Consider the following 20769-nt stretch of genomic DNA (forward strand, 5'->3'; position numbering starts at 1 on the left):
TTTACCAAAATAAAGGCCCCCAGAGATTGGAGGCCCTTTATCAACGTTATCTAGCTGCTCAGTTTGTCCAGTCAGCGACTGCTAGAGCTTGGTTCCGCACTCGGGGCAAAACTTGTTGTCAGGTTCATTCTCAGTACCGCAGTTGCTGCATAGAATCGGACCGGCACTTTCTTCCCGTTCAGGTGGCTTGGGCAAACCTATCATTTGGGCATTGCTCTTACCAGGAGCGACCATCGGGTAGCAGTTTTCATCGCGCTTCACCCGTACATCGAGGAGAACCGGACCGTCGTGAGCCAGCATCTCTGCGATCGCATCTTGCAACTGATTGCGGTGCTCAATGATCATTCCCTTCAAGCCAAACGCCTGGGCCAGTAGCTCAAAGTTGGGCATTCCGGGCTGCATATCTGAAGAGGAGTAGCGCTCTCCATAGAAAGCCTGCTGCCACTGCCGCACCATGCCCTGCCAGCCGTTGTTAATGATCACAGTTTTAACATTAATCCCGTACTGAGCCAGGGTTCCCAACTCCTGACAGTTCATCTGGAAGCTAGCATCACCGCTGATACAGATTACCTCCTGATCGGGAAGGGCTACCTTTGCACCCATCGCGGCAGGCATCCCGTAGCCCATCGTACCCAGACCCGCACTAGAGATCCAACGCCGCGGCCCCATCTTGAGGAACTGGGCGGCCCACATTTGGTGCTGAGCGAGACCCGATAGGGACTGCTGGCTCAGATCCATTTGAAATTGATCTCGCACTGGCGTTCCCACCCATACCGTTTTTGCTCTGGGCAGATAGCGAGCCGCCGCCTCAAATCCTAACGCCACCACAGTACACCAACCACTCAGCCAGCGGGTAACTTTGCCCGGTAAGGCGTTTGACTCATGCAGCATCACGGGTAAGCCCAGTGTCCGAGCCGCAATCACCACTGGAGCCGCAATGTAGCCACCGGTTGTAAACACAGCTTCAAACCCACCTCGTTGCAGCAGTTGCCGCACTTTGAAGATAGATAGCACCAGCCGGCTGAAGGTGCGAAGCGTGCTCAAGCCCAACCGCTGCTGAAAGCCGCCTACCGAAATTGTATGTAGTGGGAATCGGTCCGGCACAAGCTGCGTTTCCAGCCGATCGGGCACTCCTAGCCACTCGATCTGATACTCTGGCAACGCTTCTGCCACCGCTAAGGCTGGAAACAAATGGCCCCCAGTTCCACTAGCTGCAATTAGTAACTTGGGTCGCTTTAGTTGGGGATTGGGCAAATCATCCGACTCTGAAGTCGCAACCAAGACTGGACGCTCCATAGATCTCAAGCCTGAATTCTTGCGTGATTGCTCGCGTTTAAGCCAGAACAGGTTAGAGCAGATTATTGATTTATAATCACCTAGATCTCTACTCAAGCGCAGGCTAAAATAATGTACCTTAAATTCGAGCCGGTGAACCTTTACTGACTGAATTACTGAACCTCCTACCTCATCTACCCATTCTCTACTGATTCAGTACTGACTTTCAGTTGTTTCAAAGCCTGAGCTACTGGGCCAAATACTCAGCCGATTCCCAAGCCGATTCCCAAGCCAAAGTAATTTCTAGCGTTTTTTGAGCGGACCCCCACCCATGCCAAACCGTTTTATTCCCCAGTTTGTTTCTCAGTTGCGGTCAATTCCATCTGCATCCATGTCGTTGGGCCAATCCCGACACCGGTCCGGGCAGCTGCGCCTTTTGTTCGCATCTCTAACGCTGGGGCTAGCCCTCAGTTGGGCTAGTAGTTGGGCCGATCGGGTTGCCGCTCAAGTGCCTAGCAATGCCCCAGAAGCACCTCCCCCCGAGCTGGCAAATCTGCTGAGCCGAATCGACACAGCCGCCTCTGCTGGAGATTTGGCCGCTGTGATGCGCTTTTACAGTCCAAACTTTACTAGCGCCGATGGGCTGACCTACGACACCCTGAAGCAAACCCTCGAAGATCTCTGGAAACGCTATCCTGATTTGCAATACCAAACCACATTAGAGAGTTGGGAACAGCAGGGTGACGTGATCACCACCGTCACTACTACCACTATCATTGGGGTTTATCCCGATGAACGACGCGATCTCAACCTTTCAGCCACGATCACCGCGCGTCAACGCCTGCAAAATGATCAAATCGTGGAGCAAGAAATTTTGAGCGAACGCAGCGAACTCACCGCTGGCGACAATCCACCCACAGTTAGCTTTAATCTACCGGAGCAGGTGACTCCCGGTCAGGAATTTGATTTCGATGCAGTTGTGATGGAACCCCTGGGTGAACGGCTGTTGCTAGGAGCGGCTCTAGAAGAACCGATTGGCGTCGAGAATTACCTGAATCCCGCCCCAATTGAGCTGGAGTTGTTGAGTTCAGGTGGTTTATTTAAGGTAGGGCAAGCCCCTAAAAGCCCAGACGATCGTTGGATTTCTGCCGTGATCGTGCGCTATGACGGTATTACAGCTGTGACGCAGCGCCTGCGAGTGGTTGATCAAGCGGGCAATTGATGCCTCTTATTTGCTATTTAATTAGCTTTGCTGATTAGCCCTGCCAACTAGTTTTGCTGATTATTGGCCAACTTCCGGATCGGTAGTTCCTGATAGTGGGAACACCCTTCACAGGGACCACACGGATTCACCGCACAGCGAATATGGCTAGAACGGCGTGGGGTAGGAGTTGAACCCAATTAGCTATGTTCAAGTATAAAAACTATATCGCCAAAGTAGAAGTGGATACGGAGTCAGACATGCTCTATGGACGAGTCCTCAATATTGGCGATGAAACGGCTCGTGATATCATTACTTTTGAAGGTAGAACGGTACGAGAGGCTGAGCAGAAATTCCAAAGAGCCGTTGATACATATATAGAGTTCTGCAAAACTCAAGGCATAGAACCAAATAAGCCATTTTCAGGGAAGCTGCCCTTTAGAACAACACCGGAAATTCATCGAGATATCTATATTGCTGCTACACGAGCGAACAAAAGTATTAACGCCTGGATGGAGGAGACCCTCAGTCAGGCAGCTAAGCAGGCCGAAAGCCCAATCCATTCCTCTACTGAACGGCAGCAAGAGTTTGAAATTTCTTTCGCAGAGTACGGACGACTACTAACCGACCTGCGAAATAAGATTATGCGTCTTAAAACTATTATTGAACCTTACCTGCAAGAGAAAACCACCAGTACATTCGCTCGTCTGTATGGAGAACTGAAGCCGGTCTTAAAGGACAAAGAATTAGCAGACTTACTAGAAAAAGTAGAAACAGCTCAAGAATACTTGAAGTCGGTTCAGTCACAACAGGCCGCTTTATTTGCTCTAACGGAACAATCGGTAAATCCAGCGTCTAGTTTGACTACGGTTGATTTGGATGGAGGGATTGACTTAGAGGATGCAGAGAGAAACACGGAAAAAGATGTGAAAACACTGTCAGTGCAGTCGGGAAATGGTTGACACAGCTCTCTGTTTCCCGAATATTAATAACTGGAGTTGTGGCCCGAACGAATGTCGCGAGTTATTTTGGTCAGCTGCGATCTTCTGCTTCCTGATCTGGAGGCTTACACTTTCGCTATTTCTGGCATAGTTCAGCAATGGCAGGGAGAACTGCGGCCCCAAGCCCTATCGCAAACGTTAGACTTTATCGGGCAAGAATGGTTTGATATCTTGCGAGATGCCGAAGCAACCACGGCAAAGCTGGTTTGGCTAAAGAGCTTTATTCAGTTCCCGGCCAAGTATCCAACCCAATTCACGCCTCGTCAGATTGATTTTAGCGAACAGGATTTGCTGAAACTGGAGGTGCAGGAAGCTGAGCGATTACAGGTGCCGCTCGTGTGTTTCGAGGCTGGAAAGTATGAAGAGCTTTGTCGCCAACTCGGCAGCAGAGTTTATGTGATCGATATTGACAATTTGCCACTGCTAGCTCTACACCATCAGCTTCAATTCAGTAGTCACTCCTCGTTCTCACCAACCACAACGCCACACCACCCGGATCCGGTGGAGAATTTGCCGGTGCCGACTGTAGAGAACGAACTACCCATAATTGATGCGCCTACTTCTACGCTTGAGTTTGAAGAAGAAGTAGCTGTTAACGGCGCGGATCCAACTCCACGATTGCGAAGTCCCCAAACCGAAACCAATCTTCAGGTTGAAGAACAACCAATTTACCAATTGGATTCGGAGGGTAGGGTAAGACCTACCCTTAATCGTTCTATCCCTCCGGCTGATACCCTACCGCTGCTGATTTTTTTCCTACTGGCTAAGCTCTTACCCCATCGTCTAACCCACGACTCTCATTTAGATAATCTGGCTAAACAGAACATAGAATCTCTATCCCAAATCTTGTCAGTTGATCTAGCAGCAATCGTTAATCAAGTGGGAGGAGGCGTTCTGGAGTTACTGCAGCCCAGTTTGGTTCTCCAGCCTGTTGCAGCAGCCACTGTTAGTAATGGCCCAACCAACGTGCCAGGTACAGCAGCTAGTACTCTAGAAGAACCGTCGCTAGAGCAACAGGTTAGCCCATTAGCGGCTGAAATTGCAAATACCAGCTCGGTTGATTCCAATCCAGAGGGGCCAGATGTTCAGGTGCTTGACAATACTGGCTGGCTCGATGCGGATGATGTCGCTGATTGTTTTTTCTGATGTTACCTTTGACTTGCGATGTATTTCGGCCAATCCGGTCCTAAATATGTCACCATAAATCATCTCCCTGAGTTGACCTCGACTATTTTCTCCCAGTCAATGCTCCCGTCCTTTCTACAGAACTCATTAGAGAAGTCTTTTGTGAATTTGTTGACGACTTTGGCATACGACTGCATGAAAGCATCATTCCGTTCTTTTGCCCTATAACCAAGCGGCTCAATTATGTCCAAATATAACTTTTCATTTCCCGAGATGAATTCCCAGAAACGTTGACCACACAGCTTTCGATAGTCTCCCTTTTCAGGATTATTATCTTTCCCGTAGCAACATCCATTGACCGCTTCGATTGGAAAGTTTGCTCCGCTCGTTCTCAATATTTTCTTCGCCCTCTTGAAGTCCTCGACCATCTTACGAATTTGTGTGCTGTTACCCCAATGTGGACCAGACTTGATATTGATAATGTAACGCGTTCCGTCGAGATCGAATTCCAAATCGATTCCTTCAATGCCAGATTTTCGGCCAGCATAGACCTTTTCGTTAATGAAAATCGCCAAGCCTTCGAGCCAATCACCGAAAATCGTTTCCTCGCTCGACGAGATTTGAGCATCAAGCAAACCTTTAATGATTTGTTCCGAGGTGAGAACGTTCTTGGCTTTGAACAGGTAAGGATTTTTTCGGTTGAGAACTTTGTGTAGTTTTAGCCCGTCTAGACTTTGAAGCCTTTTCTCATGAAACGTGCCAATGTTCTCCTCGACGTAACGGGTTACGTCCGTCAGGCTCAGCTTTTCCATATTGGACAAGTTTAGAATAGAACTGGCTCGGCATTTTCGATCTTCTCTCGAACCATCTCTAAATACTCAGCTACAATCTCTACGCCAATTGCATCGCGACCCATCCTATTCGCAACAAAAACGGTGGTGCCTGATCCCATAAAGGGATCAAGAACAGTGTCGCCTTCTTTTGTGAAGAGTTTTATGAACCATTCGGGCAATTCTTCTGGAAACGCTGCCGGATGATTCTTGTTGTTGCATTCGGTCGCCAAATGAATGACGTTCGTCGGATAAGCCATATCTCGGTTTATCCAGTTCGAAATGTTTTTTCCAAAGCCGCTTCCAACTTTGGACGGATCGCGAACCTTGTCCGTCTCGCTCAGATTTCGGAGCCTTGATTTGGCCCAGTCGCCCATGGGAACCATTACGGCTTCTTGATACATGTTGAACTGCTTTTCTTTGTTGAACTGAAGGAGTCTTTCCCAGGAATCACGGAACCGATTCGGCCATTTGCCGGGATAAGAATTCTTCTTGTGCCAGATAAATTCTTCAGTCCAGAGCCAGCCGTGTTCCCTCATCTTTAAGATAAGCTCGAGGACGTATGTGCTCCGCTCGCCGTTGAAGGCGCTTTCCTTAATGTTAAGAATGAACGTGCCAGTAGGTTTGAGGACCTCGTAAAGTTCGTCAGCGATTGGCATGAACCAATCAACATATTCATATTGAGAAATACCGCCATACGTGGTCTTGCGTCGTTCAGCATACGGCGGTGAAGTGAAGATCAAATCGATGGAATTTGGCGGAAGCTTAGAGAGCTCTTTTGCGGCGTCACCTAATAGCAGTTTGATCTTATTTTTCATTGCTTTTGATTGAACATTATAAGTATATTTCACCGCCGAAACCACTACAGAACGCAAGTACTCACACTTCACTCAACGCAGAACTAGACCGCACCATTTCCATTCCTTTGTATCTGCACTAAGTTACCGTACTTGACTTCGCCGGCTTTGGTTACGTTGTACCAAAATTTTTGCATATCCCAGGCGGCAGTGGGGCAGCGTTCGGCGCAGAGACCGCAGTGGAGGCAGACGTCTTCGTCCTTTGCCATTATGCGGCCGGTTTTTAGGCCGTCGGCGACGTAGATGTCTTGGGTCGCGCTCGGCAGGCAACGCGAATGCGGCGATAGTCTGCAAGCCAGGCCAGGATCGAACTAAATCCTCACCACATTGCCAGACAAACGCATGGTTTTGCTCGTACAGATGGGTATCCCAGCTCTGGACTAGAGCATCAATCGCATTCATAGACTGCAAGCCTTTACTGATTTCTACAGTAGAAGAGGCTTCTTTTGATGTCCAATATATTTATAGTTGGCAATTAATATTTTCAGGATATCAGTCTCTTGAGAGCCTATTGCCACTCGCTTACATCGGTTGATGCTCCTGGAAAGAAGGTTGCTTCCAAGATTTGCTCTAGGCTGTAGGGACAGTCCGACGGCAAATCTCGATATCGCAGCGGCGTTTCGCGCACGACTAGATCAATTCCTGCCCGGTAGCCTTTTTCAACGGCTTCGGGTAAATAGGGCTTCAGACTCGGATTTTCTTGCAGCAGCTCTAAAATTTCCCGTCGTTGCTCTCGAATTGTGACGAACCAGCTCTTGCAGCGTGCTTCAACCTGAAACTGCCATTTCAGCAAATGCCCTAGCAACACGCCCAGGCGATTCCGCAACTCCTGCCGCTGCTGTTTGCCCAATGACTCGATCTCCTCCACCAGATTGGGAATATCCAACTGTTCCCATGCGCCCGCTTGCAGTAATTTCGCCTGTACTTGCGTCCAAGCATGAAAGTCGGTTTCGTAGAGGTCAGGATTAGGAGAAGATTTGGCAGTCATCGGCTAGCTCCTTTACTGTCTCTACTGGTGCTCGTTACTCCAAATATATTAGTCTCAAACCGTTATTCCCAATCCGTTTGCTCAATCGGCTCTCCAGGAAGAAATCTGCCGTCCAAAGCTTGCTCCAAACGATAAGGACAGTCCGACGGCAAATCTCGATATCGCAGCGGCGTTTCGCGCACGACTAGATCAACCCCATCTGGATAAGCTTCGGCTAGAGCTTGGGGCAGATAGGGCTTGAGGCTGGGATTTTGCTGGAGTAGACGCCGAATGCGGCGGCGTTGCTCTCGAATTGTGGCATACCCGCTCTTGCTGCGATGTTCAGCTTGGAATTCCCACTTGAGCAAATGACCAAATAACACACCTAAACGGTTCACTAGCTCCTGCCGCTGCTGCTTTCCCAATGACTCGATCTCTTCGATTAAATTGGCAATATCGAGCTGCTCCCAGGCACGTTGTTGGAGTAAACGAACCTGCTCCTGCGTCCAGGCATAAAAGTCTGCTTCGTACAGGTCTTGCATTTCGCTCGCTGATAGTTCAATCTCTGTACTCATATCCTGGCTCTCTCACTGAGCCTATTGTATCGGTTGTCTACCCTTCGACTAGCAGCTAGAGCCGTAGCCCAAACACTTCGATTAAGCCAATCAAAATCAGGTAAATCGCCACAATTAGATTGAGCAGCCGCGGTACTAACAGAATCAGAATTCCAGCCAGTAATGCAATTAAGCCATTCAGCCGTAAACTGACCTGAACCGTTTCCTGAGCTAACAGCAGGTTGTACAGCAGCATGTTCAGCATAGTTCCTCAACTCCAGATCGTTAGATCATTGTGTCATCACCCTACTCCAGCCTTGCGTTTGCAGCGTATACCGAAAGAGTGATACGGCGAAGTTAGCAAGGGCTGAAACCTAGGCAGATGTATTAGCTATATCCCGCCGGTTTACATTCTTGATTTTGAAGGCATTTGCAGTTCATCTGATTGTTATCTCGCTTTAATCCTGGGTTGGGGCAGCGCTTTAAGTCACTCATCCCCCACCAGATGCTTCCCATTTCCATCCTAATAAAAAGCTTGATTTGGCGGCGTTTGGGGCAGTGACTATAATTGAGGGCAGATGTTTGCTTCTCAGTGCCTTTTATGACCCAGCAGCCCACCTACGGCCCCCACAACCCACACCCGCTGTCAACGCTACGGACTGAACTGGTGTGGGAGGGCAAGAATTTTGGCTGGGGCCACGGTCAGTACAGTAGCCGTCTGGCAGTCTGCAAATCGCGACCTGCAATTTCAAATTACAGCGGCAGATGAACTCAAGCAGTTGCAGGAACGGGTGATTGATCTAGAGGCTATTGCCAGTACAGGACAGCTCGAATGGCAGCGACAGCCGCGCCCTAGCAGCGACCTCAGAAGCAACCGCACAGAGGCTTAGTAGATTTTAGGAGATTACAGTTTCTCATTCACGTTAGGCATAAACAAACTGATTCGTATTTGTCAGGTTCAGCCCAGTTCGGTTTTCGATAATTCCAATCAACTCATTGTTGCTGCCCAAGCTGCCGTTGCCGTCCTTATCGATGTAGATGGCAGTCCCGGCGATGCCGCTAATTGGCGATGGTCCCAACAGGTAATCCTGCGGTGAACCCCATAGCTGCACGCGATCAATTCCCGTTTGGAAATCTTTGATCCGCGCATACTCTGTTAGGCCGGCTGTATTGGTCAGGCCATCATCGTAATAGGCTGCGCCCCAAGCACCCAAGACAAAGGTGTTGACTCCAGTCGTACCCATCAGCACATCAATTTGTTGCTTCACCGGATCACGATCGCCTTGAAACAATCGCTCGATGGCTTCATACCAACGGTTGGCCATTTTTTGCTCGCCAGTGGCATTGGGATGCACTCCGTCGTAAGTATCAGTAGCTGCATCAAAGCCAACCGCATGATTAACCAGGATGATTGGCGATTCAATTGTATTTTGTCGAGCTGCGAGGGCGGCAATTCGCTGGTTTAGATCGGTGAGTCCAGTGTCGCTCCACTGATAGGGAATAACCTGGGCCAGCAGGATCGCCACATTCGGGTTATTAGCTCGCCGTACGCCAATGATTTGCTCCAGTTCGCTAATTGTACTGATGTTGGAATTGCCCTGGAGCATATCGTTAGTGTTGAGTTGCCAGGACTCAGTTAGAGCCAGTTGCCCAACAGCACATAAGGTGCCCAAAACCGAGGCGCGCCATACTGAGGATCATGCAGCAGCGAGAGTTGGGCTTGCCGCAGGGCTTCGGCCTTCGAGAGGCGATTCTGCACTAGCGTTTGGTAAAACCGCTCCATCAAAACGGCACCGGAACCGTCATCGAGGTTCCACAACGAGGCAATCGTGCTGCGTGCCCCGGCTCGAACAGCAACGCCAGCCATCCCCAACGCGGCCCGTCGGTCGCCAGCAGCAGTCCGGCAGGCACTCAAAACCAGCAGTTCAATTGGGTCAGGGCTGTTGATTTCTTCAGCTTGCAGCAAATTGCTGAGTTCATTGACATTGATTGGTCGGTCCCAGGCCAAAATGAATGTATCAGGTGCATTGGAGCTAAACTGACCGTGGGTGGCAATGTGAACAATCGAAAACGCTGAGCTATCGAGCTGCTTTTGCAAATTGGCTTGGGTAAAGGTTTGGTTCAGTAGCACCTTGCTCGGCAGTTCGGCCTGAATGTCTTCAACTTCCTGCGTCACATAGTTGAGGGCCGAGAAGTTAGCCCGCGCCTCGCTTAAGCCAGCTACCAACACATTAAAGCGACGGTCTTGCAGCGGTTTGGGATCGGCAATTTGCAACCCTGGAGCCAAAGCCAGACTGTAGCGTTCGATCAAAAACTGCTCTCCGTCTGAGAGGGCAGCAACGGGTAGATTTCGCAGGGAGCCGTCAAGAACAAAAACCAGCGTTTCTATCTCTGTTTCATTAAGCCAATCGTTGGCTGGTCGAATCAACCAATCGTAAACTTGCTGTGAGAGTGCGTATAGCCGTTGCGAAGTATAGGGACGTTTCAATTCCGTCAGCAGTTCATCTACTGTAGCTTCTACTTGGGTTTTGGCTATTTCGGTTGTGTAATGTAGCAGATCGCGTTGTGGTAGTTTCAGAATCACCTCAATCCGATCCGGCAACACGATCGTGTAGAAAATCGCTACCTATCAGAACCAGTTGTCCTCGCTAGTGCCGAGCCACCAAATGCCGAGCCAGCAATAGAGCTAGAGAGAACAGAGCCAGAAGATGAGACTAGGACGGTTTCGCCTGATAGTGGCTCCCTCGATGTTAGCTTGCCTGATACTACTTCGCCTGCTGCTATAGACAACACAATCCCAGCCAACGTTAGTCCAGAGTTAGGGTTTGATACAGTAACCGAATCGTCAGACTTTCCAAATGATGCAACATTGCTCAGAGAAGACTCAGAGCCTGACCCAATGCATCCAGAAGTTAGTGAACCTAGTGAACCTAGTGAACTAGTTGCCGAGCCGCAAGACAGCAATCCGTTAACTGATCTTGATCTGGTTGTCAAATCACTTTCAGATAGGATTATTAATATTCTTGGTAACATCTCTGTTTCCACAGCAGAGGATGAGCCTGCTGAGATAAGTGAGAACCTATCTCAATCAGATTTAGATACACCAAAAAACATTGAATCGTTATTAGCTGATGATGAGCTAGATGAAATTCTACGGAAAATTGGTATTACTCCAGTAGAATCTGCTTCTGAATCAATTAGTGTAACTTCCTCGGCAACTGATCTAACTGAAGCAAACGAAGCTGGTGATCTATCTTGGCAAGAGTCTGCTGTGGCAGATTTAGCTCCAGAAATGGACGCTTCAACTGATACAGGGGATAAAAAAAAAGATGAAGGGCCAGCAGCGACAGCGTTCACCAATCTACTTGAAGATACACAATCATTAGAGCAGGCTGAATCACTAAATCTTGACGCTGATGCAGCCGATGCTGCATTGCATAGTGTGCTTCAATCAGTTGAAGCACCAAACTCTGTTGCAGATTCTGCAGAAACCATCGTTGAAGTCGATGCTGCCGAAATCGATGCTGCTGAAACCGATGCTGCTGAAATTGATGCTGCTGAAACCGATGCTGTTGACGCGCTGTCAGACAATGCGATTCTAACCGAATCAGACCTGCTGTCAGATGATGACTTTGAGTTAGATGACATTAATACGATTGACACAGTGGACACAGTGGACACAGTGGACAGTGTGGACGCTGTCCAGACTGTTGATGCTGTTAGTCCTGTGAATACTGTCAATACTGTCAATACTGTTGACGCTACTGACACTTACGCCATTGCCCCGATTAGCTCTATCAACCCAACGAGTGCTGCGGCTGCCTCTCCAACTTTGGTTGCAGACACACTTACAGATACAAATGCCTACAGTGCCTCGGTTGCCCCTACAGCCGATAGTGCTGAAGAAAAACAGCGGTTTCAATGGTCGGCCTCGAATATTGTGCTGGGGAGTGCGATCGGCTCGTTTCTGTTAGTGGGCGGTGTATATGGGTTGAGCCGGCCCTGTGTGGTCGGCAGTTGTGAGCAGCTCCAACGGGCACAGCAACTCAGTCAAGAAGCCGTAGAGACGGCGCAAACAACCGAATCTGCTCTAGAGGTGGTAGAAGCCCACAAGAAGCTAAATGAAGCCAGCTATTTGTTGGGCACAATTCCCATGTGGTCGCCTCATTACCAATCTGCGCAGGGGTTACTCAAGCGCTATGAGGAGCAATCGGTTTTGTTGGGGCAAGTGGTGGAGGCTTTAGAAAAAGCCAATACAGCGGCTCAAAAAAGTCAAAATCCCCCCCATCCTTTACAGGAGTGGCGAGAAATTCAGTGGCTGTGGCGAGAGGTGATTGAACAATTGGAGGACATTTCACCAGATAATCCCCTCTATTCGTTAGTCCAACGGAAGCTAGAGGAGTATCGAGCCAACCTGGCAAATGTTAACCAGCGGGTTGGAATTGAACAACAGGCCCAAGATCGAATTGCTGCCGCTCGTCAAGCTGGAGAAATGGCATCAGCCAGAGCAGAAGCAGCCAAATCTGCTGACAACTGGCAAGAAACGGTGGCAACTTGGACAACTGAGCCTGACGTGAATTAATCGCTTTTGTTTCATTAATCCACCTCTAGAAATAAACCACCCTGTGAGCACTTTGGCAATTCCCCCAGCCGGTCAGTCTGGAAAGATAGAGGCTAAAGACAGAGGCTTTCGACTCGACAGATCCTTCGCTATGATGGGAGGCCAACCGACTCGCAGGGTGCAGTCGAGGGTCGGAAAGTACACCCAAACAAGTGGGACAGTCTAGCCAGTTGAGCTTAGCAAATGCTGGTAAAACCATGATGGAGAGGATTGGCAGGGGTGGGCACGTTTATCTTAAGTTCACGCCTACGATTTAATCTCTCCATCGACGGCTTGGTTAAACTGGTGCTGGCACAGTCTGAAATGACTCACTGTTATGACCCAGTTGTGACCCAGGTATGACCCACAGTCTGTGGCGAATCAGTTGATGGTGCATCGGTCTATGATGCATTGATCTGCGGTGCATTGACCTGTGGTAATCGACCTGTGGTGAATCAACTTGTGGCGAACCTGTCTGTGGCGAACCTGTCTGTGGCGAATTGTTGTTGTCTGAAATTGAGTTGTCGCTATGCAACCCCCAATTCCTAGTGGGACTATCCTGCAAAATCGTTACCGTATCCTCAGTATTTTGGGACAGGGTGGTTTTGGTCGAACCTATTTAGCTGAGGACAGCAACCGCTACGACGAACGGTGTGCCATGAAGGAATTTATTCCACCCCAGGGCAGCCAGTACACCCTCAACAAAGCGCGCGAGCTATTTCAGCGAGAGGCTGCCATTCTCTACCAAATTTCCCATCCTCAGATTCCCCAGTTCCGCGCCACCTTTGAGGAGAATCAACGCCTGTTTCTGGTGCAGGACTATGTAGAAGGCAAAACCTATCGAGCACTGCTCAACGAACGCAAAGTCTACGGCTCCACCTTTTCTGAAGCAGAGGCACTGCAATTGCTCTATCAGCTTTTGCCAGTGCTGGCCCACATTCACACGAAGAATATCATTCACCGGGATATTGCCCCGGACAACATTATTTTGCGCGAGCGCGATAACTTGCCGGTGCTGATTGACTTTGGTGTGGTGAAGGAAATTGTGACGCGGTTCCAGACGCCCGAGACCGATGTTCCCACTACCGTTGGCAAATTGGGCTACGCCCCCAGCGAGCAAATGCAAACCGGACGGGCCTATCCCAATAGCGATCTCTATTCGCTGGCTGTGACTGCCGTGGTGCTAATGACCGGACGCGAGCCGCACGAACTTTACGATGATCGCAATCTGGTCTGGAACTGGCAGCGGTGGGTGCCCCAGGTGCATCCCGGACTGGCCGAAGTCCTGAATCGGATGCTGAGCTATCGACCGGGCGATCGGTATCAGTCAGTCAGTGAAGTGGCGCAAGCATTACAAGCCCTGGTTACTCCTACAGCCATCCGGGCAGAACAATCAGTGCCGCCCCAGCCACCTGCCCTCAATCCGGTTCCAACTCCTCTGCCCGCACCAGCGAGGCCCACGCCGACGGCTGCCAATGCTAATCTGTCCCAGATGAAAACGATCCCTGTGGGACGACCGGCTCCGGCCAACTACACCACCAACTACACCACCAACTACACCACCCAGGCCAATCCTAAGACGACGCCAGTACGTCCCGCGCCAACGCCCGTGATTCCTACTCACGACACTTCAATCTGGGAGAATCCTTGGGCCATTCTGTCGGTTGGTCTAGGCATTGCAACGGTGACAGGAATTGCTGCTTGGGCAATTGTCAGCGCCATTCTCAACACCACACAGCCAGCCCCCACGGTGACTCCCTCTCCCACACCAATTGTCGAAACGCCAATTTCTACTCCCACGCCCGAACCATCCCCCACCTTGACGCCCGACCCACAGCCGGTCGAGTATAGCCAACCCCTCAACCTGCAGCCAAATGGAGCTGCAACCACGGTAGAAGGCAATTGGGAGTTGATCAGGTTCTCCATCCGCTGAGTTAGTTTGACCAGGGTTTGCAGTTTGGCAACGCCATCCTCGGTCAGGGCTTCGCCATAGTCTTCCATTAAGAAGTGAGCGTAGTTGTGGATGCCGCGTAGCGGTTCCTTCAGGTCGTGGGAGGCAATATAGGCGAAAGAATCGAGTTCTTCGTTGCTCCGCTGGAGTTCAAAATTCATCGAGGCCAGTTCATCAGCCTGCCGCAGCACAATTCCAACAATCAGGCTGCGCAGTTCGGCTACGGCTTCAATCTCAGCAGCTTCCCAGGGCAAGGAACAACCCCGCACGGTTTCCTGCCACAAATCAAAGGATTGGCGCGGAGACAGATGCCGACTGCCATTTGTCCCCACTGTTACTGATTCATTCGGGTTGCCGCCCCAGTTTACGGTTTGAATCACCTCCGGACGAAACCAGAGAATGTAATTGTGGTGCACGCGCGAAATTTCCAAAGCCAAGACGCCGCTGGCAACGGCCTGAAACGCTTGGGCTGCTGGGTAGTCTCTAGAAAGCGAGCGGCTTGCAAATAAATTCTGCTGTAGGTGCGGTTTGATCCAATCGAGCAGGGCTTGAATTTCCTCTTCGGACGGGGTTTGACCAACTCGAACGTAGCGTTTACCGCTACAGATCACCGCTCCGGTGGCGTTGACCAGCTCAAGCAATTGGGCTTGCAGTTGCACCATGCCATCCAGCAAATGCTCAGCCTGAGACAACGCTCCCACAAATTGGGTCTGCAATGATTTCAAGCGGTGTTTATAGTCAAGGTCTTCCGTGACAGCTTTATTAGCTAACTCGACAGACATCACCTGCCCGATAAACTCGCAAGCTGTGCGGATGCGGTAAGGAACATATTTGGGTGAGGTGTGGTGACAGGCGATCAACCCCCAGAGTTTTTGATCTTGAATTAGGGAGATTGACATCGAGGCTGTCACACCCATATTGTGCAGATACTCTAGATGGCAAGGCGAAACGCTGCGCAATACCGAGAGGCTCAGATCCAGCGGTTGGTGAGTGACGGGATTGTGAGCCGGAATAAGGGGTACGGGTTGGTAACTCGCATCTGGCACCAGCCGTAACCAGTTGCGGGTATAGAGGTGGCGGGCGGCTGGAGGAATGTCTGAGGCTGGATAGTGCAAGCCTAAATAGGGCGTTTCCTGATCGGTATCTTCGGCGATGACGCTGCCAGACTCTTCCTGGTCAAAGCGATAGACCATCACCCGGTTAAAGCCTGTGATGCGGCGGATTTCTTTTGCCCCAAGCTGACACATTTCAACCAGCGTGGCTGCTTGCTGAATGTGGGTGATAGGGCCTTTAACCTGATGATAAAAATCAAAGAAGTTGACTTTGCTGCGGTCCCGTTTTGGCTCCAGTTCCAAAATAATGGCTGAGTCGGAATGATGCACAATCCCGTCAAAATAAACCGAGCGATTCTGGCACTTGATTGCTAGATCGAGAGGATTGATACTGGCAAAATTTCCTACCAAACACTGTTGAATCAGTTGAATCTGTTTGGTGCTCAGCAGGTTGGACAGGGGCTGGCCCAGTAATTCTTCTGGTTGACGGCCAATAATTTCTTGAATGTTACGGCTGACCTGAATTATCTCTAGGTTTGGTTGCAACACCAGTAGAACGCCATGAGGCTGGATCTGCCCTGGAGCATGGATCGCTTCCTGGTCGTAATGGGTTAAATGGGTTGAATTAGCGGTTGCATCAGTCATGCCCTGCTTCCTAAACTCTCATTTCAGCATGAGAAATCCGATAAGGCCGATAAGCTACAAGAGCCTACCCGAAAACCCTGTTGGGATTTTGAAATTCAAAAACTCTGACGAGTTTACTGACATTGCAGTCAGAGAAATCGGATAGGTAGCTGGAAGGGTGACAACAGGGTACAAAGGTAGCTGCTATCGGAAGTACCCAATTTTCCCAGACTTGATGCCTTCAATCACAGCTTTTGTATCAACCAATTTACCTCGGCTCGTGTTAATCAACATCACACCTGGTTTCATTTGATCGATGGCATTGGTGTTAATAATATGTTCTGTAGAGGGCAGTAATGGGCAGTGTAGTGAGATAATATCTGAGTTCTCTAGCAATTCAAAGAGTTCGACATAGCGGGCGGCACCAATTGCCTCGAAAGCTGAGTTAGGGTAAGCGTCATAGCCAAGCAACTGGCAGCCGAATCCGTGCATAATTTGGGCAAAAATCATGCCAATTTTGCCGGTGCCAATTACGCCCACCGTGCGACCATGCAGGTCAAATCCCATCAGGCCATCGAGGGCAAAGTTGTCATCTCGAACTCGATTAAAGGCGCGATGCAGTTTACGATTCAGCATTAGCACCAAGCCTACCGCATGTTCTGCCACTGAATAGGGTGAATAGTTAGTCACCCGCGCCACTCTAATCCCAACTTCCTCTGCCACTTTGAGATCGACCTGGTTAAATCCGGTACAGCGCAGCAGCAGGTATTGAACCCCTTCTGAAGCTAGAAGCTTCAAAGTATGGGCATCGGCACTGTCATTTACGAAAATACAGGCTGCTGTTGCACCTGTTGCCAGAGTTGCCGTGGTTGCATCGAGGCGCGGTTCCAGATAAATCAGCTCATGGTCGCGCTTAGCATTGGCCCGATCCAAAAACTGGCGATCGTATTTGCGCGTGTTAAAAACAGCAATTTTCATAGCCGACCTCAAGATTGTTAAAAGCAGATTCAAGGCAGTTTAGAAAGCAATTTGAATGGGGTGGATGTCCACCCCCAGAAGTTAGCTGCTGGCGCTACCGAGTGATGGTCTGCTTGCGCTTAAAGGCATTGGCACCCGCATAGCTGGCTTTACTGCCCAATTCGGCCTCAATTCGCAGCAGTTGATTGTATTTGGCCAACCGTTCGCCACGACAAGGAGCACCGCTCTTGATCTGACCAGTTCCGGTCGCGACTACCAGATCGGCGATAAAGTCATCTGGAGTTTCGCCAGAACGATGGCTAACCATACAGGTATAGCCACCAGCAAAAGAATCCCGAATCGCTGCCAAAGTTTCGCTGACCGAGCCGATTTGGTTCACCTTAATTAGGGTGCTGTTGCCCACGCCATCGGCAATCGCCTGCTTGATGATTTTGGGATTGGTGACAAAGGCATCATCGCCCACAAGCTGAATGCGGTCGCCAAGCCGCTTGGTGATTAGCTTCCAGCCTTCCCAGTCCTTTTCGCCCAAGCCGTCTTCGATCGAAACAATCGGGTATTGGTTCACCCAACCTTCCCACAAGTCAATCATTTCTTCAGAGGATTTGCGGCTCTGATCGGATTTGTAGAACAGATAGGTGCCGTCCTCTTGGTAAAGTTCGCTGGTGGCGGGGTCGAGGGCAATCGCCATGTCTTCACCGGCCCGCAATCCAGCCTTTTCAATGCCTTCCAAAATCAGCTCGATTGCTTCCACATTCGCCTTCAGGTTAGGGGCAAAACCGCCTTCATCGCCCACGCCCGTACTGTATCCCTTTTGTTTCAATACCGACTTGAGGGCATGGTAGGCATCGGCTCCCATTTGCATCGCGTCACTAAAGGTGGCGGCACCAACTGGAGCAATCATGAATTCCTGGAAGTCCACGCTGTTGTCGGCATGGGCACCACCATTCAGCACATTGAAGCAGGGTACAGGCAGCAGATGGGCGTCTTCGCCTCCCAGATAGCGGTAGAGGGATTGGCCCTGAGCGATTGCTGCGGCCCGCGCTACCGCCATCGAAACGCCCAGAATTGCGTTGGCCCCCAATTTCGACTTGTACTCAGTGCCGTCGAGTTCCAGCATGGTGTTGTCTACCGCAGCTTGGTCGGCTCCATTAGCTCCCTTGAGAGCATCGGCAATTAGGGTGGAATTGCTGCGCGGTGGTGAAAGCGTTGGGCAAGCGACCTTGACCCGCTTCTACAGCCTGCACACCTTCGTCTTGCCCTGGGCCATCGCAGTGTTTATGCTGCTGCACTTCTTGATGATCCGGAAGCAAGGTATTTCTGGTCCCCTGTAAGTCTCACCCTAAGGTAATTCCTGCTGTAAGAAAGTGGTGGGAATGTCAGATTTTGAGGCACGCAATTGCTTAGATTGCCATTAAACTAGCTTCTATATCCGCACCTGACATTTCCGATCTGCATGTTTTGACTCTATCCAAGGAGAGCACTCCGTCATGGCAACAGTTAAGAAGCCGGATCTTGCTGATCCAGTTTTGCGCGAAAAGCTCAAGAAAGGCATGGGACACAACTACTACGGTGAACCAGCCTGGCCTAATGATCTTCTCTATATATTCCCGGTTGTAATTCTGGGCACCATTGCTTGCTGCGTTGGCTTGGCCGTCCTCGACCCAGCCATGGTAGGCGAACCGGGTAACCCCTTTGCCACTCCCCTAGAAATTCTGCCGGAGTGGTACCTCTATCCCGCTTTCCAGATTCTGCGGATTGTGCCTAACAAGCTGCTAGGAGTTGCTTTGCAGACAGCAATCCCCCTGGGCTTGATGTTAATTCCCTTCATCGAGAGCGTTAACAAGTTCCAGAATCCCTTCCGCCGCCCCGTTGCAATGGCGTTCTTCCTGTTCGGAACGGCTGTTACCCTCTGGTTGGGAATTGGCGCTACTTTCCCGATTGACAAGTCTCTGACCTTGGGCTTGTTCTAATCTCTAGAGCGCTCTTAGGCCGAACTTATGGCACCTGCAATCGATTTTTGTGGCTGAGGCTGCAATAGTTGATTGCAGGTGTTGTATTTTCAGTAGCGATGGGCACTCCCGTGAAGCGAGGGCAGTATGCGCTCATAAGACTAAAAATTCAGAGCATCAAGAACCACGGGATACAGCATGCATCTCAACATACAAGCTCCCGTGTGACAACAGCAATAGGCAGATTAAGAGTTTGCTATCGAGCAATTTTCCCATAGCATCTCTGATCTCAGTTCTGTTGGTTTGATGAATTCTGTAGCTAGTTCTGTGTTGGCTTGGCTTGAAGAAGTTTTGCTGGAATGCCCACTGCCGTTTGTCCACTCGGTACGTCCGACAGCACTACGGCATTTGCGCCAATGCTGGCATCATCACCAATCGTCACATCTCCCAAAATTTTCGCCCCTGCTCCTACGTTGACCCGCGCTCCAAGCTTAGGAGCATCATCAGGGCGGTCGAGGTAGCGATTGCCCAGGGTAACTCCCTGGCGAATAATGCAATCATCGCCAATCACGCTGAACCCGTGGATGATAATCCCATTTTGGTGCTCAATCACGACCCGCCGCCCCAGCTTGACGGTGTAGGGTAGATCAATCCCATAGCCATTACGAACTTTGCGATATAGCGAACGGTATAAAAGACTGAATGGCGCTCTTAGCAGTTTCGGTTCAATCTGCATCCGCCATACGCCAAACCGGTAAACAGCCACGGCCCGAAACCCTGGCTTAGTCCAGTCCCGCCCATGAGCTTGCCAATCCTCTCGGATCTGCTGCCACAGAGACAAAGGAGCTTCGGTTGCAGCAGCATCGACTGGGTTGTTTGCCGTGTTGTTTGCAGAAATCACCGGTTGGGATTGGTTAACAGCGGTTTTCAGAATACTCAAATTTCTGCCCCCTTGAATAGAACGCTGTTGAGCAAGAAGTCGCTGAGCAAATTGGGCGGATCGGTGTCTGGTTTGCGCTGCACTGCACGCCGCAAGCGCCAAAGCGCATAACCCGATGCCCACGCTGCCTCGGTTAGGACGGCATACCACCAGCCGTAGTTTTTGACAAAAAAGCGACGACGCGAATCAAACCAGTAGGTTGGGCGGCGTTTGGGTTGACGTTTGGCGGCCACACTCAGGCCCAGCAGCATTCGCCCCAGCAAAATTGGCCCAATCGAACTCAGCACAAAGCCGGAACTGCCGGCCAACCCGTAGAGAAACACCGCTAACCCCAGCAGACCCTTGCGGCCAAAGCGATCAATAATCGTGCCTGCTATGGGGGCACCCAGTGCAATAAATAGCGCTGGAACCGTCAACACCAACCGCACCCAGTAGTCTGCGTTAGCCACCGCTGAAAAGTATTGCCGCATAGCGGGAAGAGAAGGGGCAATCGTCGCGCCAGCCATTACGGTTAAGGTGCTGACCAGGAGCAGAGTTGCCTTTACCGGAAGCGTATCGGGATTACGAGGTCTAGTCGTGCTCTCGTGGTTGGAGTTCATGGTTGCGGGAATGGTTGGGGTTCATGCTGGGAGTGATTGAACCATACCCCACTGGATTTTTAAACACAAGCTCAACAAAGCAAGACTAAACGCCAAGGCTGTCAAGCCAAACCCACACTTGCTCAGCCATAAGCGAGACTGGTAAGTAGACACCCACTGCTGAGACGAATGCAGTTTCAGCGAGCTACTGCTTTTCTTCGGGATCATCCTACCGCCAGATGGCAAAATTTATGGGAAGATTGCTAAATGATAAAGGATTAAATTCC

General features: G+C 50.3%; 21 protein-coding genes and 2 pseudogenes. 8 read left to right on the plus strand and 15 right to left on the minus strand.

Annotated elements, in window-relative coordinates; translation table 11 throughout:
* Positions 1-81 precede the first annotated feature (81 nt).
* Positions 82-1296 carry a thiamine pyrophosphate-dependent enzyme gene (locus JVX88_RS43235; RefSeq protein WP_263975226.1) on the minus strand — a complete coding sequence of 405 codons (1215 nt, stop codon included), beginning with the start codon at positions 1294-1296 and terminating at the stop codon, positions 82-84.
* A gap of 310 nt (positions 1297-1606) precedes the next feature.
* Between JVX88_RS43235 and JVX88_RS23970 the strand changes: the two genes are divergently transcribed.
* Entirely contained in the window at positions 1607-2497 is an 891-nt protein-coding gene (locus tag JVX88_RS23970; RefSeq protein WP_211620917.1) for a nuclear transport factor 2 family protein, read from the plus strand.
* Positions 2498-2544: 47 nt separating this feature from the next.
* Here the strand turns inward: JVX88_RS23970 and JVX88_RS44355 are convergent, their stop codons facing one another.
* Complete coding sequence (locus JVX88_RS44355; protein WP_225931156.1) at positions 2545-2676, minus strand: DUF6464 family protein; 132 nt, start codon at positions 2674-2676, stop codon at positions 2545-2547.
* A gap of 6 nt (positions 2677-2682) precedes the next feature.
* Between JVX88_RS44355 and JVX88_RS40990 the strand changes: the two genes are divergently transcribed.
* On the plus strand, positions 2683-3438 hold the full coding sequence (locus JVX88_RS40990; RefSeq protein ID WP_211620919.1) for a type II toxin-antitoxin system HicB family antitoxin: 756 nt from the start codon (positions 2683-2685) through the stop codon (positions 3436-3438).
* A 51-nt stretch (positions 3439-3489) separates the two neighbouring features.
* Complete coding sequence (locus tag JVX88_RS23980; RefSeq protein ID WP_211620922.1) at positions 3490-4623, plus strand: hypothetical protein; 1134 nt, start codon at positions 3490-3492, stop codon at positions 4621-4623.
* Between the two features lie 59 nt (positions 4624-4682).
* Here the strand turns inward: JVX88_RS23980 and JVX88_RS23985 are convergent, their stop codons facing one another.
* From JVX88_RS23985 to JVX88_RS24010, 6 genes are all read right to left on the minus strand, one after another.
* Positions 4683-5414, minus strand: coding sequence for a PmeII family type II restriction endonuclease (locus JVX88_RS23985; protein WP_211620924.1), 732 nt, complete (start codon positions 5412-5414; stop codon positions 4683-4685).
* 11 nt (positions 5415-5425) lie between these two features.
* Positions 5426-6250: a DNA-methyltransferase gene (locus JVX88_RS23990; RefSeq protein ID WP_211620927.1), complete on the minus strand. Its 825-nt coding sequence runs from the start codon at positions 6248-6250 to the stop codon at positions 5426-5428.
* Between the two features lie 83 nt (positions 6251-6333).
* Positions 6334-6498, minus strand: coding sequence for a 4Fe-4S binding protein (locus tag JVX88_RS23995; RefSeq protein ID WP_263975227.1), 165 nt, complete (start codon positions 6496-6498; stop codon positions 6334-6336).
* Between the two features lie 299 nt (positions 6499-6797).
* Positions 6798-7277 carry a DUF29 domain-containing protein gene (locus JVX88_RS24000; RefSeq protein ID WP_211620930.1) on the minus strand — a complete coding sequence of 160 codons (480 nt, stop codon included), beginning with the start codon at positions 7275-7277 and terminating at the stop codon, positions 6798-6800.
* 62 nt (positions 7278-7339) lie between these two features.
* Complete coding sequence (locus tag JVX88_RS24005; RefSeq protein WP_225931157.1) at positions 7340-7831, minus strand: DUF29 domain-containing protein; 492 nt, start codon at positions 7829-7831, stop codon at positions 7340-7342.
* A 55-nt stretch (positions 7832-7886) separates the two neighbouring features.
* Positions 7887-8075 (minus strand): DUF3096 domain-containing protein, encoded by a 189-nt coding sequence (locus JVX88_RS24010; protein ID WP_211620932.1) that lies wholly within the window; start codon positions 8073-8075, stop codon positions 7887-7889.
* 421 nt (positions 8076-8496) lie between these two features.
* Here JVX88_RS24010 and JVX88_RS24015 point away from each other — a divergent pair, with 421 nt between their 5' ends.
* Complete coding sequence (locus JVX88_RS24015; RefSeq protein WP_211620935.1) at positions 8497-8700, plus strand: hypothetical protein; 204 nt, start codon at positions 8497-8499, stop codon at positions 8698-8700.
* Positions 8701-8733: 33 nt separating this feature from the next.
* Here JVX88_RS24015 and JVX88_RS24020 read toward each other — a convergent pair whose 3' ends face one another.
* Both JVX88_RS24020 and JVX88_RS24025 read right to left on the minus strand, forming a co-directional pair.
* On the minus strand, positions 8734-9483 hold the full coding sequence (locus tag JVX88_RS24020) for a hypothetical protein (protein ID WP_211629099.1): 750 nt from the start codon (positions 9481-9483) through the stop codon (positions 8734-8736).
* Positions 9447-10394 (minus strand): CHAT domain-containing protein, encoded by a 948-nt coding sequence (locus JVX88_RS24025; protein ID WP_211620938.1) that lies wholly within the window; start codon positions 10392-10394, stop codon positions 9447-9449. The genes JVX88_RS24020 and JVX88_RS24025 overlap by 37 nt, the downstream gene beginning before the upstream one ends.
* A 171-nt stretch (positions 10395-10565) precedes the next feature.
* Between JVX88_RS24025 and JVX88_RS24030 the strand changes: the two genes are divergently transcribed.
* Both JVX88_RS24030 and JVX88_RS43240 read left to right on the plus strand, forming a co-directional pair.
* Complete coding sequence (locus JVX88_RS24030) at positions 10566-12392, plus strand: hypothetical protein (RefSeq protein ID WP_211620941.1); 1827 nt, start codon at positions 10566-10568, stop codon at positions 12390-12392.
* 547 nt (positions 12393-12939) lie between these two features.
* Positions 12940-14343 (plus strand): serine/threonine-protein kinase, encoded by a 1404-nt coding sequence (locus JVX88_RS43240; protein WP_211620943.1) that lies wholly within the window; start codon positions 12940-12942, stop codon positions 14341-14343.
* Between the two features lie 32 nt (positions 14344-14375).
* On the opposite strand, the pseudogene JVX88_RS24040 reads toward JVX88_RS43240, so the two are convergent.
* The 3 genes and pseudogenes from JVX88_RS24040 to eno all read right to left on the minus strand — a co-directional run.
* Positions 14376-16058, minus strand: a pseudogene (locus JVX88_RS24040) (GAF domain-containing protein); the annotation flags it as partial.
* Positions 16059-16241: 183 nt separating this feature from the next.
* The gene (locus JVX88_RS24045) at positions 16242-17015 is read right to left on the minus strand and encodes a 2-hydroxyacid dehydrogenase (RefSeq protein ID WP_211620946.1); all 774 of its coding nucleotides are present in this window, start codon (positions 17013-17015) and stop codon (positions 16242-16244) included.
* Between the two features lie 94 nt (positions 17016-17109).
* Positions 17110-18189: a phosphopyruvate hydratase gene (eno, locus tag JVX88_RS24050; protein ID WP_211628836.1), complete on the minus strand. Its 1080-nt coding sequence runs from the start codon at positions 18187-18189 to the stop codon at positions 17110-17112.
* Positions 18190-18193: 4 nt separating this feature from the next.
* Here eno and JVX88_RS24055 point away from each other — a divergent pair.
* Together JVX88_RS24055 and petD are read left to right on the plus strand one after the other, a co-directional pair.
* Positions 18194-18346 (plus strand): annotated as a pseudogene (locus tag JVX88_RS24055) (cytochrome b N-terminal domain-containing protein); the annotation flags it as partial.
* 156 nt (positions 18347-18502) lie between these two features.
* Complete coding sequence (petD, locus tag JVX88_RS24060; RefSeq protein ID WP_211620949.1) at positions 18503-18985, plus strand: cytochrome b6-f complex subunit IV; 483 nt, start codon at positions 18503-18505, stop codon at positions 18983-18985.
* 298 nt (positions 18986-19283) lie between these two features.
* Here the strand turns inward: petD and JVX88_RS24065 are convergent, their stop codons facing one another.
* Both JVX88_RS24065 and JVX88_RS43245 read right to left on the minus strand, forming a co-directional pair.
* Entirely contained in the window at positions 19284-19904 is a 621-nt protein-coding gene (locus tag JVX88_RS24065; RefSeq protein ID WP_263975228.1) for a serine O-acetyltransferase, read from the minus strand.
* Positions 19901-20503: an MFS transporter gene (locus JVX88_RS43245; protein WP_211620952.1), complete on the minus strand. Its 603-nt coding sequence runs from the start codon at positions 20501-20503 to the stop codon at positions 19901-19903. Before JVX88_RS43245 ends, JVX88_RS24065 begins: the two co-directional genes overlap by 4 nt.
* Positions 20504-20769 lie beyond the last annotated feature (266 nt).

This window comes from Leptolyngbya sp. 7M, assembly GCF_018128485.1.

Coding starts and splice junctions, on each gene's coding strand:
- JVX88_RS43235 (WP_263975226.1), bottom strand. CDS start 1,296: ATGGAGCGTCCAGTCTTGGTTGCGACTTCAGAGTCGGATGATTTGCCC.
- JVX88_RS23970 (WP_211620917.1), top strand. CDS start 1,607: ATGCCAAACCGTTTTATTCCCCAGTTTGTTTCTCAGTTGCGGTCAATT.
- JVX88_RS40990 (WP_211620919.1), top strand. CDS start 2,683: ATGTTCAAGTATAAAAACTATATCGCCAAAGTAGAAGTGGATACGGAG.
- JVX88_RS23980 (WP_211620922.1), top strand. CDS start 3,490: ATGTCGCGAGTTATTTTGGTCAGCTGCGATCTTCTGCTTCCTGATCTG.
- JVX88_RS23985 (WP_211620924.1), bottom strand. CDS start 5,414: ATGGAAAAGCTGAGCCTGACGGACGTAACCCGTTACGTCGAGGAGAAC.
- JVX88_RS23990 (WP_211620927.1), bottom strand. CDS start 6,250: ATGAAAAATAAGATCAAACTGCTATTAGGTGACGCCGCAAAAGAGCTC.
- JVX88_RS23995 (WP_263975227.1), bottom strand. CDS start 6,498: ATGGCAAAGGACGAAGACGTCTGCCTCCACTGCGGTCTCTGCGCCGAA.
- JVX88_RS24000 (WP_211620930.1), bottom strand. CDS start 7,277: ATGACTGCCAAATCTTCTCCTAATCCTGACCTCTACGAAACCGACTTT.
- JVX88_RS24005 (WP_225931157.1), bottom strand. CDS start 7,831: ATGAGTACAGAGATTGAACTATCAGCGAGCGAAATGCAAGACCTGTAC.
- JVX88_RS24010 (WP_211620932.1), bottom strand. CDS start 8,075: ATGCTGAACATGCTGCTGTACAACCTGCTGTTAGCTCAGGAAACGGTT.
- JVX88_RS43240 (WP_211620943.1), top strand. CDS start 12,940: ATGCAACCCCCAATTCCTAGTGGGACTATCCTGCAAAATCGTTACCGT.
- JVX88_RS24045 (WP_211620946.1), bottom strand. CDS start 17,015: ATGAAAATTGCTGTTTTTAACACGCGCAAATACGATCGCCAGTTTTTG.
- petD (WP_211620949.1), top strand. CDS start 18,503: ATGGCAACAGTTAAGAAGCCGGATCTTGCTGATCCAGTTTTGCGCGAA.
- JVX88_RS43245 (WP_211620952.1), bottom strand. CDS start 20,503: ATGAACTCCAACCACGAGAGCACGACTAGACCTCGTAATCCCGATACG.